This is a genomic window from Tardiphaga sp. 709 (genome assembly GCF_032401055.1).
Lineage (GTDB): Bacteria > Pseudomonadota > Alphaproteobacteria > Rhizobiales > Xanthobacteraceae > Tardiphaga.
The window spans coordinates 3801487-3817894 of record NZ_CP135529.1 but is presented as its reverse complement, the minus strand read 5'-3'; the positions used below and the strand labels follow the sequence as shown (position 1 = coordinate 3817894).

Below are 16408 nucleotides of genomic sequence, written 5' to 3'. Positions count from 1 at the left end.
TGCCGCTTAGAACTTGCGTGCGTCGGCCGGGGGCAGATACTCCGACGTGAACAGATCCCCCGCCTTCGGCTTCGGATTCTTGAACTCGTAGGTCACGGCGATCTGCTCGATGGCATCCGTCATGCGCTTCTCGTCGATGCCGCCGACGCCATTGGCCTTCACCCACGGCGTCACGAAGTTGTCCTTCAGCGACATCTTGAGGCGGGCGAGTTCGATCTTCTCGTCAGCGGTCTCGTTACGCTTCATCACCGACTTGATGGCCGTGTCGGGGTCCTTGATGGTGTCGATGATGCCCTTGACGGTCGCGCGCACGAAGCCGGCCACGAGTTTCGGATTGGCCTTGGCGAATTCGGGGTTCACCATGATGGCATTGCCATAGAGCACGATGCCGTAATCCGACATCAGCATCACCTTGATGTCCTTCTCGGCGATGCCCTTGGACATCAGGTTGAAGTAGGACGAGAACGAGAAGCCGGTGATCGCATCGACCTTGCCGTCGGCGAGCATCGGCTCGCGCACCGGGAAGCCGACATTCTCGATCTTCACCTTGCTGTCGTCGATCTTGTTCTCTTTGACGAAGGCCTTCCACTGCGCGAAGGCACCGTCCGGCGCCGGTGCGCCGAGGATCTTGCCTTCGAGGTCCTTCGGTCCATTGATGCCCGACTTCGCGATGCTGACAATCGAGAAGGGCGGCTTGTCATAGACCATGAGGACGCCCTTGACGTCCTTGTCCGGATTCTGGTCGCGGAAGCGCGCCAGCGAATTGATGTCGAAGAAGCCGATCGGATAGGTGCCCGCCGCGACGCGGGCAATGCCGGCGACCGAGCCCGGACCGGAGTCGATGGTCACGTTGAGGCCTTCGGCCTTGTAGTAGCCCTTGTCGAGCGCAACGAAATAGGGTGCGGACGGACCTTCGAATTTCCAGTCGAGCGCGAATTTGACATCGGTATCGGCGCTCGCAGATAGCGCAGACGCCAGCAGCGCTGCACCCGCCATGACGCTCAAACCCAGCTGACGAAACATGAAAAACTCCCCCTGATCAATTATCAGGCACAGGCTAGCACAGCCCGTGCCAACCTTGGCGAGTCCCCTTTTCAACGAGAAATAGCGCCGTAACTCCGAGGAATCGGGCTCGAGGAGGCAGTATGCTTAAATCATGAGCAAAAAAAGAACACCGGCCTGCTTGGGCAGGCCGGTGTTCTGATCGGAAGATCCGGTCAGCGGAACGTCAGACCTGACGTTCGACCATCTTCATCTTCAGCTCGGCGATGGCTTCGGAGGGGTTGAGACCCTTCGGGCACGCCTTGGCGCAGTTCATGATGGTGTGGCAGCGATAAAGCCGGAACGGATCCTCGAGATTGTCGAGGCGTTCACCGGTGGCTTCGTCGCGGGAGTCCTTGACCCAGCGGGTGGCCTGAAGGAGGGCAGCCGGACCGAGGAAGCGGTCGCTGTTCCACCAGTAACTCGGGCACGAGGTCGAGCAGCAGGCGCACAGGATACACTCGTAGAGACCATCGAGCTTCTCGCGGTCGGAGTGGCTCTGCTTCCATTCCTTCTGCGGGGTCGGCGTGGTGGTCTTCAGCCAAGGCTCGATCGACGCATACTGGGCGTAGAAGTTGGTCAGATCCGGCACGAGGTCCTTCACGACAGGCTGATGCGGCAGCGGATTGACCTTGATGGCGCCGTCGTCGACTTCGTCCATCGCACGGGTGCAGGCCAGCGTGTTCTGGCCATCGATGTTCATGGCGCAGGAACCGCAGACGCCCTCACGGCAAGAGCGCCGGAAGGTCAGCGTCGGATCGATGTTGTTCTTGATCCAGATCAGACCATCGAGAACCATCGGACCGCAGTCGTTGGTGTCGATGTGATAGGTGTCGACCGACGGGTTCTTGCCGTCATCCGGATTCCAGCGATAGACGCGGAATTCGCGCGTCTGCGTGGCACCGGCCGGCTTCGGCCATTCCTTGCCGCCGGTGATCTTGGAATTCTTCGGAAGTGCGAACTCAGCCATTCTCTCAAGCCTTCGCTGTCATCATTAGTACACGCGCGCTTTGGGCACGATGTACTGAACGTCGTTGGTCATCGTGTAGTCGTGCACCGGGCGATAATCGATGGTGGTTTTGCCACCCTGATCGATCCACGCCAGCGTGTGCTTCATCCAGTTCTTGTCGTCGCGATCCGCGAAATCCTCACGCGCATGCGCGCCGCGGCTCTCGGTGCGATTCGCCGCCGAGTCCATGGTGACGATCGCCTGAACGATCAGGTTGTCGTATTCGAGGGTCTCGATGAGATCCGAATTCCAAACCAGCGACCGGTCGGACACGGCGATGTCGCCGATGCCACTATAGACCTTGTGAATCAAGGTCTTGCCCTCGTCCAGCACTTCGCCGGTACGGAACACGGCGCAGTTGGTCTGCATGACGTGCTGCATGTTCTCGCGCATCTTCGCGGTCGGCGTGCCGCCCTTCGAATAGCGATAGTGATCGAGACGGCCGAGCGCGCGGTCGGCCGAGTCCTTCGGCAGGTCTGGCTGCTTGGCATTCGGCGTCAGCTTCTCGGCGCAGCGCAGCGCGGCCGCGCGGCCGAACACCACGAGATCGATCAGCGAGTTGGAGCCGAGACGGTTGGCGCCGTGCACCGACACGCAGGCGGCTTCGCCCACGGCCATCAGGCCCTGCACCACCGCATTGTCGTCGCCATCCTTCTTGGTGACGACTTCGCCGTGATAGTTGGTCGGGATGCCGCCCATATTGTAGTGCACCGTCGGAACGATCGGGATCGGCTCCTTGGTGACATCGACGCCGGCGAAGATGCGCGCCGAGTCGGAGATGCCCGGCAGACGTTCCGCCAGCACCTTTGGATCGAGATGGTCGAGATGAAGGAAGATGTGATCCTTCTTCTTGCCGACGCCGCGGCCTTCGCGGATTTCGATGGTCATCGCGCGCGAAACGACGTCGCGCGAGGCGAGATCCTTGGCCGACGGTGCGTAGCGCTCCATGAAGCGCTCACCTTCGGAATTAACGAGATAGCCGCCTTCACCGCGTGCACCTTCGGTGACGAGACAACCCGAACCGTAGATGCCGGTCGGATGGAATTGAACGAATTCCATGTCCTGCAGCGGCAGGCCGGCACGCAGCGCCATGGCACCGCCGTCACCGGTGCAGGTATGTGCCGAGGTGCAGGAAGCATAGGCGCGGCCATAGCCGCCGGTGGCGAGAATGACGGTCTGCGCCTTGAAGCGATGCAGCGTGCCGTCGTCGAGCTTGAGCGCAATGACGCCGCGGCAGACGTTCTGATCGTCCATGATCAGATCGATGGCGAAGTATTCGATGAAGAACTCGGCCGAGTGGCGTAGCGCCTGGCCGTACATCGTGTGCAGCATGGCGTGACCGGTCCGGTCGGCAGCGGCGCAGGTGCGCTGGGCCTGGCCCTTGCCGTAGTCCATGGTCATGCCGCCGAACGGGCGCTGATAGATCTTGCCGTCTTCGGTGCGCGAGAACGGCACGCCCCAGTGTTCGAGCTCGTAAACGGCGTCGGGCGCGTTGCGCACCATATATTCGATCGAGTCCTGATCGCCGAGCCAGTCCGACCCCTTCACGGTGTCGTACATGTGCCAGCGCCAGTTGTCCTCGTGCATGTTGCCGAGCGAGGCGGAGATGCCGCCCTGCGCCGCAACAGTGTGCGAGCGGGTCGGAAACACCTTGGTGATGCAGGCGGTGCGCAGGCCAGCTTCGCCGCAGCCGACGGTCGCGCGCAGGCCGGCGCCGCCGGCGCCAACGACAACGACGTCATAGGTGTGATCTTCGATGGGATAGGCGTGGCCGTTGGTGGCGGGGCCGCCAACGCCGTTCGCGCCAGTGCCGTTGACGGCCATGCGCTACACTCCGGATGAAAGTTTAAGGATGGCGTAGATCGATGCCAGCGCCACGGCGGCAGAGAAGAAATTGTTGCCGATGATCGAGATCAGCTTGATCTTCTCGTCATGGACATAGTCTTCGATCACGACCTGCATGCCGATCTTCATGTGCCAGATGCTGGCAACGATGAAGAGCAGCATGACGATAGCCACGATCGGCGAACCGAGGACCTGCGCAACGCCGGCCTGATTGCTTCTGAAAACCGACATCACGATGAAGATCACAGGGATCATCAGCAGCAGCATGGCCACGGCGGTCAGGCGCTGACGCCAGAAGTCCGAGGTGCCGGAATGCGAGGAGCCGAGACCGCGAACGCGACCGAGCGGCGTACGCACCGACTTGGGCGAGTTGGAACCGCTCATCGCCCGCCTCCGATCGCGTATGCAATGATCCAGAGCAGGATGGTGATGCCGATGCCGCCGATCAATGCGGCCCAGGTGAGCCATTCACGCTCGGATGGCTTGAATCCGTAGCCAAGATCCCAGACCAGATGGCGGATGCCGCTCATGGCATGATGGATCAGCGCCCAGGTGTAGCCGAATGCGATCAGGCGACCGATGATGCTGCCGGTGAAGGCCTGCACATGGGCATAGGCGGCTGGGCCGGACGCAGCGGCGATCAGCCACCAGACAAGAAGCAAAGTGCCGAAGTACAAGGCGACGCCGGTAGCGCGATGCACGATGGACAGCGCCATCGTCAGGGTCCAGCGGTACACTTGCAGATGCGGCGAAAGGGGTCGTTCGATCCGAGCGGTCATTTAGCAACTTTGACAGGTTAATGGGCAGACGGTGCCCGATTGGGGATCGCGTAGAGCAATTCTATTTACGAACTCAAAACAACCAGTGCAATCGCGAAATGACATACTCCGAACAATCGTTCAGAGCTTCAAATGAGCCTTGCATTTGCGGGTATTGACAGTTGCCGGGCTTGTTGCTGACAGCCTTGGTGAAGCGCGATTCATGAGAACTTCATGATGCGATAGCAAATGGCAATCGGGGCGGGAATGGCTGGGCTCAATGTAACGGAGATTGTCGAACTCGCGGCGCTTCTTATTGCCGTCGGCGCACTTGCCGGTTTCCTGGCAGGTGTCTTCGGGATCGGCGGGGGCGCCATCCTGGTCCCCGTATTTTACGAGTGTTTCCGCATCGCCGGAGTGCCTCTGGAAGTACGGATGCCGCTCTGTATCGGCACCTCGCTGGCCATTATCATCCCGACCTCGATCCGGTCCTTCCGTGCCCATATGGCCCGCGGCGCCGTCGATATGGAGATCCTGCGGAAGTGGTGGTGGCCGATCCTGATCGGCGTCGTCATCGGCAGCGTCACAGCGCGTTATGCCCCGGAGCGGCTGTTCAAGATCGTTTTCGTGGCCGTCGCCTGGTCCGCAGCGGCACGGCTGTTGCTCGCACGCGACGGCTGGAAGCTCGGTGACGATCTGCCCGACGGCCCGCTGATGAAGATTTACGGCTTCTTCGTCGGTCTGCTCTCCACGCTGATGGGCATCGGCGGTGGATTGTTCTCGAACCTACTGATGACCTTTTACGGCCGCCCAATCCATCAGGCGGTGGCGACCTCATCGGCCCTCGCCGTGCTGATCTCAATCCCCGGCGCCATCGGCTACATCTATGCCGGCTGGCCGGCCGCCGCGCGCTTCCCCGAGGTCGCAGCGCTGCAGCTGCCGTTCGCTGTCGGCTACGTCTCGCTGATCGGCGCGCTGCTGGTGATGCCGACCAGCCTGCTGATTGCACCGCTTGGTGTGAAGGCGGCGCATGCGATGTCGAAGCGCGCGCTGGAAATGGCGTTTGGAATTTATCTATTCATCGTCGGCAGCCGATTTGTCATCGCTCTAATATGACCCCGTAAATCGGGGCGGCCGACGGGCATCGGTCACCGTAATAGTATCCAAATCATAACTTGCTATGGATGCCGTCAGACCACGCGACGGAACATCGATGGCGCATTCACATCACGATCATGACGACCACGGTCACACACGCGACCGTGCGGGCCACAGCCACGCGCAAGGCGATCACGGCCATGCGCACGGCCCCGGCGGGCATGTGCATGCGCCCGCGAGTTTCGGCATGGCCTTCGCCATCGGCATCAGCCTCAATACCGTCTTCGTCGTCATCGAGGCGATTTACGGCTATGCCAGCGGCTCGATGGCGCTGGTGGCCGATGCCGGACACAATCTCTCGGATGTACTCGGGCTGATCGCGGCATGGACCGCGGCTGTGCTGTCAAAGCGCGCGCCCACGCCGCGCTTCACCTATGGCTTGCGCGGTTCTTCAATTCTCGCGGCGCTCTTCAACGCAGTGTTCCTGCTGGTTGCCGTCGGGGCCATCGCCTGGGAAGGCGTGCTAAGACTGTTCAATCCCGGACCGGTAGCCGAGATCACCGTGATGATCGTCGCCACTATCGGCATCGTCATCAACGGCGTGACCGCCTGGCTGTTTGCCTCGGGCCGCAACAGCGACCTCAACATTCGTGGCGCCTATCTGCATATGGTCGCTGACGCTGCGGTCTCGGTTGGCGTGGTCATTGCCGCGATCGTCATCATGTTCACCGGCTGGCTGTGGATCGACGCCCTGACCAGCCTCGTCATCTGTGCGCTGATCGTCTGGGGCACCTGGAGCCTCTTGCGGGACTCCACTGCGATGTCGCTCGCCGCCGTCCCGCGCAGCATCGATCCTGCTGCAGTCCGTACCTATCTGGAGAAATGCCCCGGCGTCGCGCAGGTGCACGACCTGCATATCTGGCCCATGAGCACCACCGAAGTGGCGCTGACTTGTCACATGGTGATCCCGTCAGGCCCGCCCGGCGATGCCTATCTGATGGAAGTCGCCGCGCGCCTGAAGCGCGACTTCGGCATCGAGCACGCGACGATCCAGATCGAGATGGATCCGAATTCAGCCTGCGCGCTCGCGCCGGAGCATGTGATCTAGGGTATGGCCACGCACTTGCTTCACCTCTCCCCACGCGAAACGAAGCTTCTAGGGGGAAGGGTGCGGCGGAGTTTGGCTCGATGGACCGTACGAAGACTTACTTCGCGTAGATATCCTTGTAGCTATCGCGCAGCACGTTCTTCTGCACCTTGCCCATGGTGTTGCGCGGCAGATCGTCGACGAAGATCACGCGCTTCGGCATCTTGAACTTGGCGATCTGGCCATCCAGCGCCTTGAGCACGGAGGCCTCGTCGATCGAGGTCTTCTTGTCGCTCACGACCACCGCGGTGACGCCCTCGCCGAAATCTGCATGCGGCACGCCGATCACGGCGCTTTCGATCACGCCGGGCATGGCGTCGATCTCGGTCTCGATTTCCTTCGGATAGACGTTGAAGCCGCCGGAGATCACCAGATCCTTGCCGCGGCCGAGAATATGCACATAGCCTTTGGCGTCGATCTTGCCGAGGTCGCCAGTGATGAAGAAGCCGTCGTCGCGGAATTCCGCCTTGGTCTTTTCCGGCATCCGCCAATAGCCCTGGAACACGTTCGGGCCCTTCACCTCGATCATGCCGATGGTGTCACGCGCGAGCTCTTTGGCCGTCTCGGGATCGGTGACGCGCACGGAGACGCCGGGCAGCGGGAAGCCAACCGCACCGGGTACCCGCTCGCCGTCATAAGGGTTCGACGTGTTCATGTTGGTTTCGGTCATGCCGTAGCGCTCCAGCACGGCATGGCCGGTGCGCGCGAACCATTCGCGATGGGTGTCCGCCAGCAGCGGCGCAGACCCCGAGATGAACAGCCGCATGTGGCTGCAAGTCTCTTTCGTCAGGTTCGGCGACTGCAGCAGGCGCGTATAGAAGGTCGGCACGCCCATCAGCACGGTGGCGCGCGCCATCAGCTTGACGATGAGTTCCGGATCGAGCTTGGGCAGGAAGATCATTGACGCGCGCGCAAACAGCGTCACATTGCTCGCCACGAACAGACCATGCGTGTGGTAGATCGGCAGCGCGTGGATCAGCACGTCGTCTTTGGTGAAACGCCAGTATTCGACAAGGCTCAGCGAGTTTGAGGCCAGATTGTCGTGGCTCAGCATCGCCCCCTTGGAGCGACCGGTGGTGCCTGACGTATAGAGGATCGCGGCGAGATCCTCGTTCTTGCGCTCGACTGTCTGGAAGTCCGGCTTTTCCTTCGCTGCCGCATCGGTCAGCGACCCCTTGCCGTCCGCGCCAAGCGTCTCGACCTTCGCGCCAACCTTGGCCGCAATGGTGGCGAAGCCTTCAGCCTTGGAGGGATCGCACACCACCAGCGAGGGTTCGGCGTCGGTAATGAAGTAATCGAGCTCGTTGAGCGTATAGGCCGTGTTGAGCGGTAGATAGATCGCGCCGGCGCGCACGGTCGCCAGATACAGCACCAGACCGGGCACTGACTTCTCGGTCTGCGCCGCCACACGGTCACCTGGCTTGACGCCACGGGCCACCAGAACATTCGCCATCTGGCCCGCCAGCGCGATCAGATCGCCATAGCTGATGTGCTTGCCCTCGGGCGTCTCGATCGCGAGACGCGAGGTATCGTCGAGTTTGTCGAACAGGCGAGAAAACAGGTTGGCGTTCATGGCAAGGTCACGCGGTGCAGGAGTGCGGGAGCGACCGGTGCAGCTAGCCCAACGATCGCGTCAATTTGTCCCGTTCCTTAGCAAGAATGGCCATATCTAGGCAACGCATCCTGCAGGCGGCTGGACCGCCATATCCGGTGGATCAGCCCCTCAAGTCGCGTCATCTCGTCGCGACTTCCGCTCATGATTGTATCAAACGCGATGCATCGAACTCGTTATTGATTGCCTCGCGCGAACGAAATGCACCCGCAAAAGTTTCAGCGGTGACAAAAAATATAGACTGAAACTGGCCCCCGATGCTTCGCGTAACTCGGGCATCGACGGCGCAATCGAAACTCCAAGGGATTGCCGCGGTCGATACCCAATCATCGCACCAGCGAGATCGCTGGTCACTTACATCACTCGGGAGACGATCCATGTCCAAGCGCATTGCACTTCTGTCGGCCGTCGCATTCAGCACCCTCGCCATCACTGGCGCCGTGCTTGCCCCCGCACAGGCCGAAGACAAGAAGATGATGAAGAGCGAAATGTCGGGCGAGAAGACCGTCATGGTCGGCGGCGCGCCGATGTATCCCTCGAAGAACATCGTCGAGAACGCCGTCAACTCGAAGGATCACACCACGCTGGTCGCCGCCGTAAAGGCCGCCGGCCTGGTCGATACGCTCTCCGGCAAGGGCCCCTTCACGGTGTTCGCACCGACGAACGCCGCCTTCGGCAAACTGCCGGCCGGTACCGTCGACACGCTGGTGAAGCCTGAGAGCAAGGCGACCCTGACCAAGATTCTGACCTACCATGTGGTCCCCGGCAAACTGAATGCCGCCGACCTCAAGGACGGCCAGAAGCTGAAGACCGTGGAAGGCGAAGAGCTGACCGTGAAGGCTTCTGGCGGCAAGGTTATGATCGTCGACGCCAAGGGCGGCTCCTCAACCGTGACCATCGCCGACGTCAACCAGTCGAACGGCGTGATTCACGTCATCGATACTGTCCTGATGCCGAAAGCCTGATCTCCGGCTTCTGCGCAACAAGTTCGCGCATCCTGACTTGTCCCCACCGGATGCGCGCGCGTCCCCGAAGGATACCGAGGGGCGCAAAAGGAGCGAGCCGGGGCAACCCGGCTCGCTTTTTTGTGATCGGTTTGAGCCGACCCGAGCGGGGTTGTTATAAGAGCCCCCGTAACGAACGATCGGTTATGCCGTATAGCTGGTAATAACTCGCGTCACCGAGCACCATCGAACCGCTGCTCAGCCCAGGATATGCCTATGTCGGTCATCACAGCCGCCGGCGACCGCGCCGCAACCCAGGTTACGAATACCAAAGTCATCCAGCCGGCCTGGGTGCGCGTCGTGCATTGGATCAACGCCCTCGCGATCGTGCTGATGATCATGTCGGGCTGGCAGATCTACAACGCCTCGCCGCTGTTCAATTTCACATTCTCATCATCCATTACGCTGGGTGGTTGGCTCGGCGGCGGCATCATGTGGCACCTCGCCGCCATGTGGCTGCTGGTGATCAACGGCCTCGTCTATCTCACCCTCGGCATGGTCACCGGACGCTTCCGCAAGAAGCTGCTGCCGATCTCAGCGAAAGGTGTACTCGACGACACCAAGGCTGCGCTGACCGGCAAGCTTTCGCACGCTGATCTCTCAACCTACAATCAGGTGCAGAAGCTGCTCTATACCGGAATTATCGTGGTCGGCATTCTGATCGTCCTGTCGGGACTCGCAATCTGGAAGCCCGTCCAGTTGCAATATCTTACCGCGCTGTTCGGCGGCTACGACACCGCCCGCTATGTGCATTTCTTCATGATGGCGGCCATCGTCGGCTTCCTCGTCATCCACGTCGCTTTGGCCCTGATCGTGCCGAAGAGTCTGCGTGCAATGATTATCGGACGCTGAGGACACGACTATGATCAGGAAACTCCGCTCCCTCATCATTCCCGGCGTCGACAAGAATCTCCTCGTCAAGGACGCCACGAAATTGATGCCAGACCTGTCGCGCCGCCGCTTCATCGCGTCGGGTGCAAGCTTCGGCGCGTTAACGCTGCTCACCGGCTGCGACGTCAGCGACAGTCTCTCGGCCGAGAACCTGCTGACACACATGTCCAAGTTCAACGACATGGTGCAGGCCAGGATCTTCAATCCGAATACGCTGGCGCCAACCTACTCCGAGAAGGACATCAAGCGTCCGTTCCCGTTCAATGCGTTCTATGCCGAGGACGACGCGCCGAATGTGGACGGCAAGGAGTGGAAGCTCGAAGTCTCCGGCCTTGTGCAGGACAAGAAGTCATGGACACTGGACGAACTGCATAAGCTGCCGGAAGTGTCGCAGATCACCCGTCATATCTGCGTGGAAGGCTGGAGCGCCATCGGCTCCTGGCAGGGCACGCCGCTGCGTGACTTCCTGAAATTGGTCGGCGCGGACACCAACGCGAAGTGGGTCCATTTCCGCTGCGCCGAGGACTATACGAGCTCGCTCGATATGCCCACGGCCATGCATGCGCAGACGCAGATGACCTTCAAGTTCGACAATCAGCTTCTGCCCCGGGCCTATGGTTTCCCGATGAAGATCCGCGTGCCGACCAAACTCGGCTTCAAGAATCCGAAATACGTCGTCGCGATGGAAGTCACCAACGACTACAAGGGCGGCTATTGGGAAGATCAAGGCTATAACGATTTCAGCGGGAGCTGATCGGCTTCTGGAACATCGCCAGCGCCGCACCGAGCACCAGCGTCGCCGCTGAGACCACAAGAGCGGATGTGAGACTGCCGGTCGCGTCCGAAATGGCACCCACCGCGATCGGACCCAGAGTCTGGCCGATACCGAACACGATCGTCACCGCTGCAATGGCCTTCGACCATGCCGGGCGAGGATAGTTGAAACGCACAAAGGCTGTGGTCGCCGCAACCACCGCGAAGAATGCAACGCCGAAAATGGCGGCAGAGATGCCGAGCACCACAGGCGAATGGCCGAGCAGCGGCATCGCTGCGCCCACCGCATTGGTGCCGAGAATGATTGCCATGGCGCGGCCGCTCTGGCCACGCGCCAGCACGCCACGCCACAGCCATGGCGACGCGAATGAGCTGACGCCGATCAGACACCAGAATGCACTCTGGGCCACCGCGCTGCCGCCGCCATCGCGTACATAGGCAATCATGAAGGTCATGTAGGCGATGTAGCCGGCGCCAAACATGAAATAGGCAATGAGGTAAATCCACATCGGGCGGATCGCGACGGATGGCGCGGCCTCAGTGGACGTGCCTTCCGCCGCATCGACCAAACGCCGCAGCAACGGCAGGCCCATCACCACCGAGACGAGGCCGATCACCAGCCAGACGATCCACCAGGAGCCTGCGCCAAAGCCTTGCAGCACAAAAGGGGCGATCAGGCCGGACACCAGAATGCCCATTCCCGGCCCGGCATAGAACAGGCTGAGCAGATAGGACGAACGCTCCGGATGCGCGAGACCGATGGTCGCCGCCAGCGCGCCGCCTGCCACAAACGAGATGGCCGCGCCAAATCCGGTGACGAAACGGGCGATGCTGAGCAGCGTGAAATCCGCCGTGATGCCACAAAGCAATAGCGACGCAATGCAGGCCGCCGTGCCGATCTGGATCACCGCGAACAGACCATACCGTTTGCCGAGACCTGCTGCCGCGAGTGCGCCGAGCAGATAGCCGGCCGCGTTGACGGTATTCATGAAGCCCGCGGCCGAATAGGACCACTGCAAGCTGTCGCGCATATCCGGCAATACAAGCGAATAGACGAAGCGCCCGATGCCGAGCCCGATGGCGGGCGCGAGCGACAGCATGAGGATCAGCACAGCCGGATCACGGCGCGAAAACGAAGGGGTGGATGACGTCACTGGCTACTCCGGCTGGGCGTCACTGTCGCAGGTTTTGCGCCGGCTGCAATCGACGCTTGCAGCAAGGCTGTCTTGCCAATGCAGCAATGACGGCTTAGCACTCGCCCGAAATTCAGCGTTCAGAGAAGGAAACGATCATGGCGGCGCACAAACTGCTGGTTCTCCCCGGCGACGGGATCGGCCCCGAAGTGATGGCGGAGGTGACGCGCCTGATCGACTGGATCGACGCCCAGGGCATCGCCAAATTCGAATCCGAGACCGGCCTGGTTGGCGGCGCATCCTATGATGCCGACAAGCTGCCGATCACCGATGCCACCATGGCCAAGGCCAATGCTGCCGACGCCATCATCTTCGGCGCTATCGGCGGCCCGAAATGGGACGGCGTCCCCTATGAGCATCGCCCGGAAGCCGGCCTGCTGCGCCTGCGCAAGGATCTCGGCCTGTTCGCCAATCTGCGTCCGGCGGTCTGCTATCCCGCCCTCGCCGACTCCTCGAGCCTGAAGCGCGAAGTGGTCGAGGGCCTCGATATCATGATCGTGCGCGAACTCACCGGCGGTGTCTATTTCGGCGAGCCGAAGACCATCACCGATCTCGGCAACGGCCAGAAGCGTGCCGTCGATACGCAGGTTTACGACACCTATGAAATCGAGCGCATCGCCCGCGTCGCTTTCGATCTGGCCCGCAAGCGCCAGAACAAGGTGACGTCGATGGAGAAGCGTAACGTCATGAAGTCGGGCGTGCTCTGGAACGAGGTTGTCACCCAGGTGCATGGCCGCGAATACAAGGACGTCACGCTCGAGCATCAGCTCGCTGATTCCGGCGGCATGAACCTCGTGAAGTGGCCGAAGCAGTTCGACGTCATCGTCACCGACAATCTGTTCGGCGACATGCTCTCCGACATCGCAGCGATGCTGACCGGCTCGCTTGGCATGCTGCCCTCGGCCTCGCTCGGCGAAGTCGATGCCAAGACCAAAAAGCGCAAGGCAATGTATGAGCCGGTGCACGGCTCAGCGCCGGATATCGCCGGCAAAGGCATGGCCAACCCCCTGGCCATGATCGCCTCGTTCGGCATGGCGCTGCGTTATTCGCTGGAGATGGGCGAGTTGGCCGACAAGGTCGACCAGGCGATCGCCGCGGTGTTGGCGAAGGGCCTGCGCACGGCGGATATCAAGTCGGACGGCGCGACCATTGTGAGCACGTCCGGCATGGGCGAAGCGCTGCTGAAGGAACTGCAGGCGCTGCACGCCTAAGCGCGCGAAGGCTCAAGCCTCTCGATCTGTCGTACCCGCGAAGGCGGGGACCCATAACCACGATGAGCGTGGGTTAAGCGACAGAGTTGCGGCTACAGCGCTTCGATTAGATCTTCGGCGTGTATGGGTCCCCGCCTTCGCGGGGACGACATCGGAGAGACCTTCCCCACAAACAAAAAATGCCCGGCTCAGCCGGGCATTTTCGTATCGATATGTCGCTGCGCTCAGTAGAGCGGGAAGCGCTCGGGGTAGCCGCCGAGATCCCACTGCGAGTTGAGCGGCTGGCGGTCCAGCGGACGGTTGTTGTTGTCGCGGGCGAAAGAGTAACCGGGCGGATAGGCGTAGTCGGTGAACTTGCGGTCACCCGGGAGCACTTCGACGCCGGCATCGAGCCAGGAGCGACGCGTCACGTAAACGCGGGTGCGGCCCTGCTGATAGGACACGTTCGGGCCGCGTGCGCCATAGACAGCGTCACGGTCAGAAACACGAACCTTCTTCTTGGTGGCGGCATCGGCCGGCGAGACGGCAACGGCGGTCGCGATGACGGCAACCGTCGCGAACAACATGGCGAGAGTTTTCGCGGCGGGGAATTTCAAGGTCATCAGGTCCTCATTGCAGTCAGAAGATCGGCGTTCAAAAGCCGAGTCGGCAAATCCGATTTGCGGTCAATTTAGCTGGCCGGGGTATCCGGCCACAAGGTCTATCCGGCCACAGTCGTCGATATAATGCGCGGGGTGGCCGAATGTTGCATGTAATCCAAGGTCTTGGTCCTGCACATCACGAAGAGGTCACAGACTGCCGCGCAGCAGCGGGTTCTGGGCGCCGGTGACCCAATCGACCGAAGTGGCCGACAGCGCCGCGCCGCTAATGCAGCTGGCCCGCTTCAAATCTGCTTGGGCAAAGGCCTCCTGCAGCCGGGGTTCATTGCCGGCGGTCAGCAGCACCAGCCGGTTCAGGGTGCAGGCAATCGCAGCCCGCCGCGCCGGCAGGCCGTCGCCCTGGCACGACCAGCCGGAAATCCTGAGATTGGCCACCTCCAGCGTCTTCATGAAGCCGAGGCAACGCTTGCTGTCCTTCAGCCGGTCGGAAAAGCCCATCAGGGCGACCGGCCCGAACTTGCTGTCGATAATGCCCTCGCCCACCACGTCGCGGACGCCGCCGGGGTCCATGCGGCCCGCAATGTCCGCTGCCGGCGGACCTGCCCGCCCAGCCTCGGCACCAGGGCGATACAATTCCAGCTCGGCCACCGGGGGCTCTCCGGGCGACGACCAACGCAGGACATCCTTGCGACCGCCTCCGGGGTGTCTCAAGATCTCGTAAGAGGCTGTTTTACCTAATGAATCAAACTGGCTGACGGCGAAGGCTGGATGGGAACGGCTGGCGACGCTCCAGCCGGCTTTGGCGACCGGTTCGCTGCTGAGGTCGAATTCCAGCCCGTCGAAAACGGTAACCGCGGCCATGACAACCAGTGCCAGCGCCCCCATATAAGCGAGCAGGCGCACGGCGATGGCACCGCACTCGTCGGCAAAGCTCTGCAGGGCCGGATGGACACCTGCCGACTTTGGGTGGTGCGAAACCAAAATTGAACGCATCAACACACGCAAACACGCTTAGGACGTTGTCTTTGCGACGTTTCTCGCATAGAAGCGCGGCTCTTCCCTTTCCACGGTATGTGGGGGTGAAGCATTTTTCTTCGGAGAGTGAACGATGGGTTACAAAGTCGCGCTGGTCGGAGCGACCGGCAATGTCGGGCGTGAAATGCTCAGCATTCTGGATGAACGTAAATTCCCCGCTGACGAGGTCGTGGCGCTTGCGTCGCGCCGCAGCATGGGCGTTGAGGTTTCCTTCGGCGACAAAACCCTGAAATGCAAAGACCTTGCGACCTATGACTTCAGCGACGTCGACATCTGCCTGATGTCGGCCGGCGGAGCCGTGTCGAAGGAATGGTCGCCGAAGATCGGCGCAGCCGGTGCCGTCGTGATCGACAATTCGTCGACATGGCGTATGGACCCGGACGTGCCGTTGATCGTGCCGGAAGTAAACGCTGCTGCCGTTGATGGCTTCACCAAGAAGAACATCATCGCAAACCCGAACTGCTCGACTGCGCAGCTCGTGGTGGCGCTGAAGCCGCTGCATGACAAGGCGACCATCAAGCGCGTCGTCGTCTCGACCTATCAGTCGGTGTCGGGCGCCGGCAAGGATGCGATGGACGAGTTGTTCTCGCAGACCAAGGCCGTCTACACCAACAGCGAGCTGGTCAATAACAAATTCCCGAAGCGTATCGCCTTCAACGTCATCCCTCAGATCGACGTGTTCATGGAGGACGGCTACACCAAGGAAGAGTGGAAGATGATGATGGAGACCAAGAAGATTCTTGATCCCAAAATCAAGATGTCCGCGACCTGCGTGCGCGTGCCGGTGTTCGTCGGCCACTCGGAAGCGGTCAACATCGAATTCGAGAACCCGATCTCGGAAGATGAAGCCCGCGACATCCTGCGCAATGCGCCAGGCTGCCTCGTGATCGACAAGCGCGAGCCCGGTGGCTACGTCACGCCTTATGAAGCCGCCGGCGAAGACGCTACCTATATCAGCCGTATCCGCACGGATGCGACGGTCGATAACGGTCTCGTTCTGTGGTGTGTCTCGGACAACCTCCGCAAGGGCGCGGCGCTCAACGCCGTGCAGATCGCGGAATGCCTGATCAACCGCAAGCTGATCACTGCGAAGAAGAAGGCCGCGTAAACTTCCCGCAGCCTCGCAAAAACAACGAAGCCCGGTCGCAAAAGCGTCCGGGCTTTTTCTTTTCATAGCGCGTGGAAGCCGCC

General features: G+C 61.2%; 16 protein-coding genes. 7 read left to right on the top strand and 9 right to left on the bottom strand.

What is annotated here, in order from left to right; translation table 11 throughout:
• Positions 1 to 6: 6 nt before the first annotated feature.
• The 5 genes from RSO67_RS18685 to sdhC all read right to left on the bottom strand — a co-directional run bounded on the left by RSO67_RS18685 (position 7) and on the right by sdhC (position 4674).
• Positions 7 to 1023, bottom strand: a complete 1017-nt coding sequence (locus tag RSO67_RS18685) for an ABC transporter substrate-binding protein (protein ID WP_315840058.1) — start codon at positions 1021 to 1023, stop codon at positions 7 to 9.
• A 205-nt stretch (positions 1024 to 1228) separates the two neighbouring features.
• Positions 1229 to 2011: a succinate dehydrogenase iron-sulfur subunit gene (locus tag RSO67_RS18680; RefSeq protein ID WP_068737894.1), complete on the bottom strand. Its 783-nt coding sequence runs from the start codon at positions 2009 to 2011 to the stop codon at positions 1229 to 1231.
• A gap of 24 nt (positions 2012 to 2035) precedes the next feature.
• Positions 2036 to 3874: a succinate dehydrogenase flavoprotein subunit gene (gene sdhA, locus RSO67_RS18675; protein ID WP_315840057.1), complete on the bottom strand. Its 1839-nt coding sequence runs from the start codon at positions 3872 to 3874 to the stop codon at positions 2036 to 2038.
• Between the two features lie 3 nt (positions 3875 to 3877).
• Positions 3878 to 4279 carry a succinate dehydrogenase, hydrophobic membrane anchor protein gene (sdhD, locus tag RSO67_RS18670; protein WP_068737898.1) on the bottom strand — a complete coding sequence of 134 codons (402 nt, stop codon included), beginning with the start codon at positions 4277 to 4279 and terminating at the stop codon, positions 3878 to 3880.
• Entirely contained in the window at positions 4276 to 4674 is a 399-nt protein-coding gene (gene sdhC / locus RSO67_RS18665) for a succinate dehydrogenase, cytochrome b556 subunit (RefSeq protein ID WP_068737900.1), read from the bottom strand. Before sdhC ends, sdhD begins: the two co-directional genes overlap by 4 nt.
• Before the next feature lie 246 nt (positions 4675 to 4920).
• On the opposite strand from sdhC, the gene RSO67_RS18660 reads away from it, so the two are divergent.
• Together RSO67_RS18660 and RSO67_RS18655 are read left to right on the top strand one after the other, a co-directional pair.
• Positions 4921 to 5769 carry a sulfite exporter TauE/SafE family protein gene (locus tag RSO67_RS18660; protein WP_315840056.1) on the top strand — a complete coding sequence of 283 codons (849 nt, stop codon included), beginning with the start codon at positions 4921 to 4923 and terminating at the stop codon, positions 5767 to 5769.
• A gap of 97 nt (positions 5770 to 5866) precedes the next feature.
• Positions 5867 to 6859: a cation diffusion facilitator family transporter gene (locus tag RSO67_RS18655; protein ID WP_315840055.1), complete on the top strand. Its 993-nt coding sequence runs from the start codon at positions 5867 to 5869 to the stop codon at positions 6857 to 6859.
• A 97-nt stretch (positions 6860 to 6956) separates the two neighbouring features.
• On the opposite strand, the gene RSO67_RS18650 is transcribed toward RSO67_RS18655, so the two are convergent.
• A complete protein-coding gene (locus RSO67_RS18650) occupies positions 6957 to 8471 on the bottom strand; it encodes a malonyl-CoA synthase (protein ID WP_315840054.1) in 1515 nt (504 codons plus the stop codon).
• Between the two features lie 416 nt (positions 8472 to 8887).
• On the opposite strand from RSO67_RS18650, the gene RSO67_RS18645 reads away from it, so the two are divergent.
• The 3 genes from RSO67_RS18645 (at position 8888) to RSO67_RS18635 (ending at position 11159) form a co-directional block, all read left to right on the top strand.
• Positions 8888 to 9475, top strand: coding sequence for a fasciclin domain-containing protein (locus tag RSO67_RS18645; RefSeq protein ID WP_315840053.1), 588 nt, complete (start codon positions 8888 to 8890; stop codon positions 9473 to 9475).
• Between the two features lie 255 nt (positions 9476 to 9730).
• The gene (locus RSO67_RS18640; RefSeq protein WP_315840052.1) at positions 9731 to 10366 is read left to right on the top strand and encodes a cytochrome b/b6 domain-containing protein; all 636 of its coding nucleotides are present in this window, start codon (positions 9731 to 9733) and stop codon (positions 10364 to 10366) included.
• 10 nt (positions 10367 to 10376) lie between these two features.
• A complete protein-coding gene (locus RSO67_RS18635; protein WP_315840051.1) occupies positions 10377 to 11159 on the top strand; it encodes a molybdopterin-dependent oxidoreductase in 783 nt (260 codons plus the stop codon).
• Here RSO67_RS18635 and RSO67_RS18630 read toward each other — a convergent pair.
• Complete coding sequence (locus RSO67_RS18630; RefSeq protein ID WP_315844298.1) at positions 11146 to 12279, bottom strand: YbfB/YjiJ family MFS transporter; 1134 nt, start codon at positions 12277 to 12279, stop codon at positions 11146 to 11148. The genes RSO67_RS18635 and RSO67_RS18630 overlap by 14 nt on opposite strands.
• A 191-nt stretch (positions 12280 to 12470) precedes the next feature.
• Between RSO67_RS18630 and leuB the strand changes: the two genes are divergently transcribed.
• Positions 12471 to 13583, top strand: a complete 1113-nt coding sequence (leuB, locus tag RSO67_RS18625) for a 3-isopropylmalate dehydrogenase (RefSeq protein ID WP_315840050.1) — start codon at positions 12471 to 12473, stop codon at positions 13581 to 13583.
• 224 nt (positions 13584 to 13807) lie between these two features.
• On the opposite strand, the gene RSO67_RS18620 is transcribed toward leuB, so the two are convergent.
• On the bottom strand, positions 13808 to 14185 hold the full coding sequence (locus tag RSO67_RS18620) for a hypothetical protein (protein WP_089266485.1): 378 nt from the start codon (positions 14183 to 14185) through the stop codon (positions 13808 to 13810).
• Positions 14186 to 14371: 186 nt separating this feature from the next.
• The gene (locus RSO67_RS18615) at positions 14372 to 15175 is read right to left on the bottom strand and encodes a hypothetical protein (RefSeq protein WP_315844297.1); all 804 of its coding nucleotides are present in this window, start codon (positions 15173 to 15175) and stop codon (positions 14372 to 14374) included.
• A 115-nt stretch (positions 15176 to 15290) separates the two neighbouring features.
• Here RSO67_RS18615 and RSO67_RS18610 point away from each other — a divergent pair, with 115 nt between their 5' ends.
• On the top strand, positions 15291 to 16325 hold the full coding sequence (locus RSO67_RS18610) for an aspartate-semialdehyde dehydrogenase (RefSeq protein ID WP_092140659.1): 1035 nt from the start codon (positions 15291 to 15293) through the stop codon (positions 16323 to 16325).
• The last annotated feature ends 83 nt before the right edge of the window (positions 16326 to 16408 follow it).

Coding starts and splice junctions, on each gene's coding strand:
- RSO67_RS18645 (WP_315840053.1), top strand. CDS start 8,888: ATGTCCAAGCGCATTGCACTTCTGTCGGCCGTCGCATTCAGCACCCTC.
- RSO67_RS18655 (WP_315840055.1), top strand. CDS start 5,867: ATGGCGCATTCACATCACGATCATGACGACCACGGTCACACACGCGAC.
- RSO67_RS18630 (WP_315844298.1), bottom strand. CDS start 12,279: ATGCTGTCGCTCGCGCCCGCCATCGGGCTCGGCATCGGGCGCTTCGTC.
- RSO67_RS18680 (WP_068737894.1), bottom strand. CDS start 2,011: ATGGCTGAGTTCGCACTTCCGAAGAATTCCAAGATCACCGGCGGCAAG.
- RSO67_RS18635 (WP_315840051.1), top strand. CDS start 10,377: ATGATCAGGAAACTCCGCTCCCTCATCATTCCCGGCGTCGACAAGAAT.
- sdhD (WP_068737898.1), bottom strand. CDS start 4,279: ATGAGCGGTTCCAACTCGCCCAAGTCGGTGCGTACGCCGCTCGGTCGC.
- RSO67_RS18650 (WP_315840054.1), bottom strand. CDS start 8,471: ATGAACGCCAACCTGTTTTCTCGCCTGTTCGACAAACTCGACGATACC.
- sdhC (WP_068737900.1), bottom strand. CDS start 4,674: ATGACCGCTCGGATCGAACGACCCCTTTCGCCGCATCTGCAAGTGTAC.
- RSO67_RS18620 (WP_089266485.1), bottom strand. CDS start 14,185: ATGACCTTGAAATTCCCCGCCGCGAAAACTCTCGCCATGTTGTTCGCG.
- RSO67_RS18615 (WP_315844297.1), bottom strand. CDS start 15,175: ATGCGTTCAATTTTGGTTTCGCACCACCCAAAGTCGGCAGGTGTCCAT.
- leuB (WP_315840050.1), top strand. CDS start 12,471: ATGGCGGCGCACAAACTGCTGGTTCTCCCCGGCGACGGGATCGGCCCC.
- RSO67_RS18660 (WP_315840056.1), top strand. CDS start 4,921: ATGGCTGGGCTCAATGTAACGGAGATTGTCGAACTCGCGGCGCTTCTT.
- RSO67_RS18610 (WP_092140659.1), top strand. CDS start 15,291: ATGGGTTACAAAGTCGCGCTGGTCGGAGCGACCGGCAATGTCGGGCGT.
- RSO67_RS18640 (WP_315840052.1), top strand. CDS start 9,731: ATGTCGGTCATCACAGCCGCCGGCGACCGCGCCGCAACCCAGGTTACG.
- RSO67_RS18685 (WP_315840058.1), bottom strand. CDS start 1,023: ATGTTTCGTCAGCTGGGTTTGAGCGTCATGGCGGGTGCAGCGCTGCTG.
- sdhA (WP_315840057.1), bottom strand. CDS start 3,874: ATGGCCGTCAACGGCACTGGCGCGAACGGCGTTGGCGGCCCCGCCACC.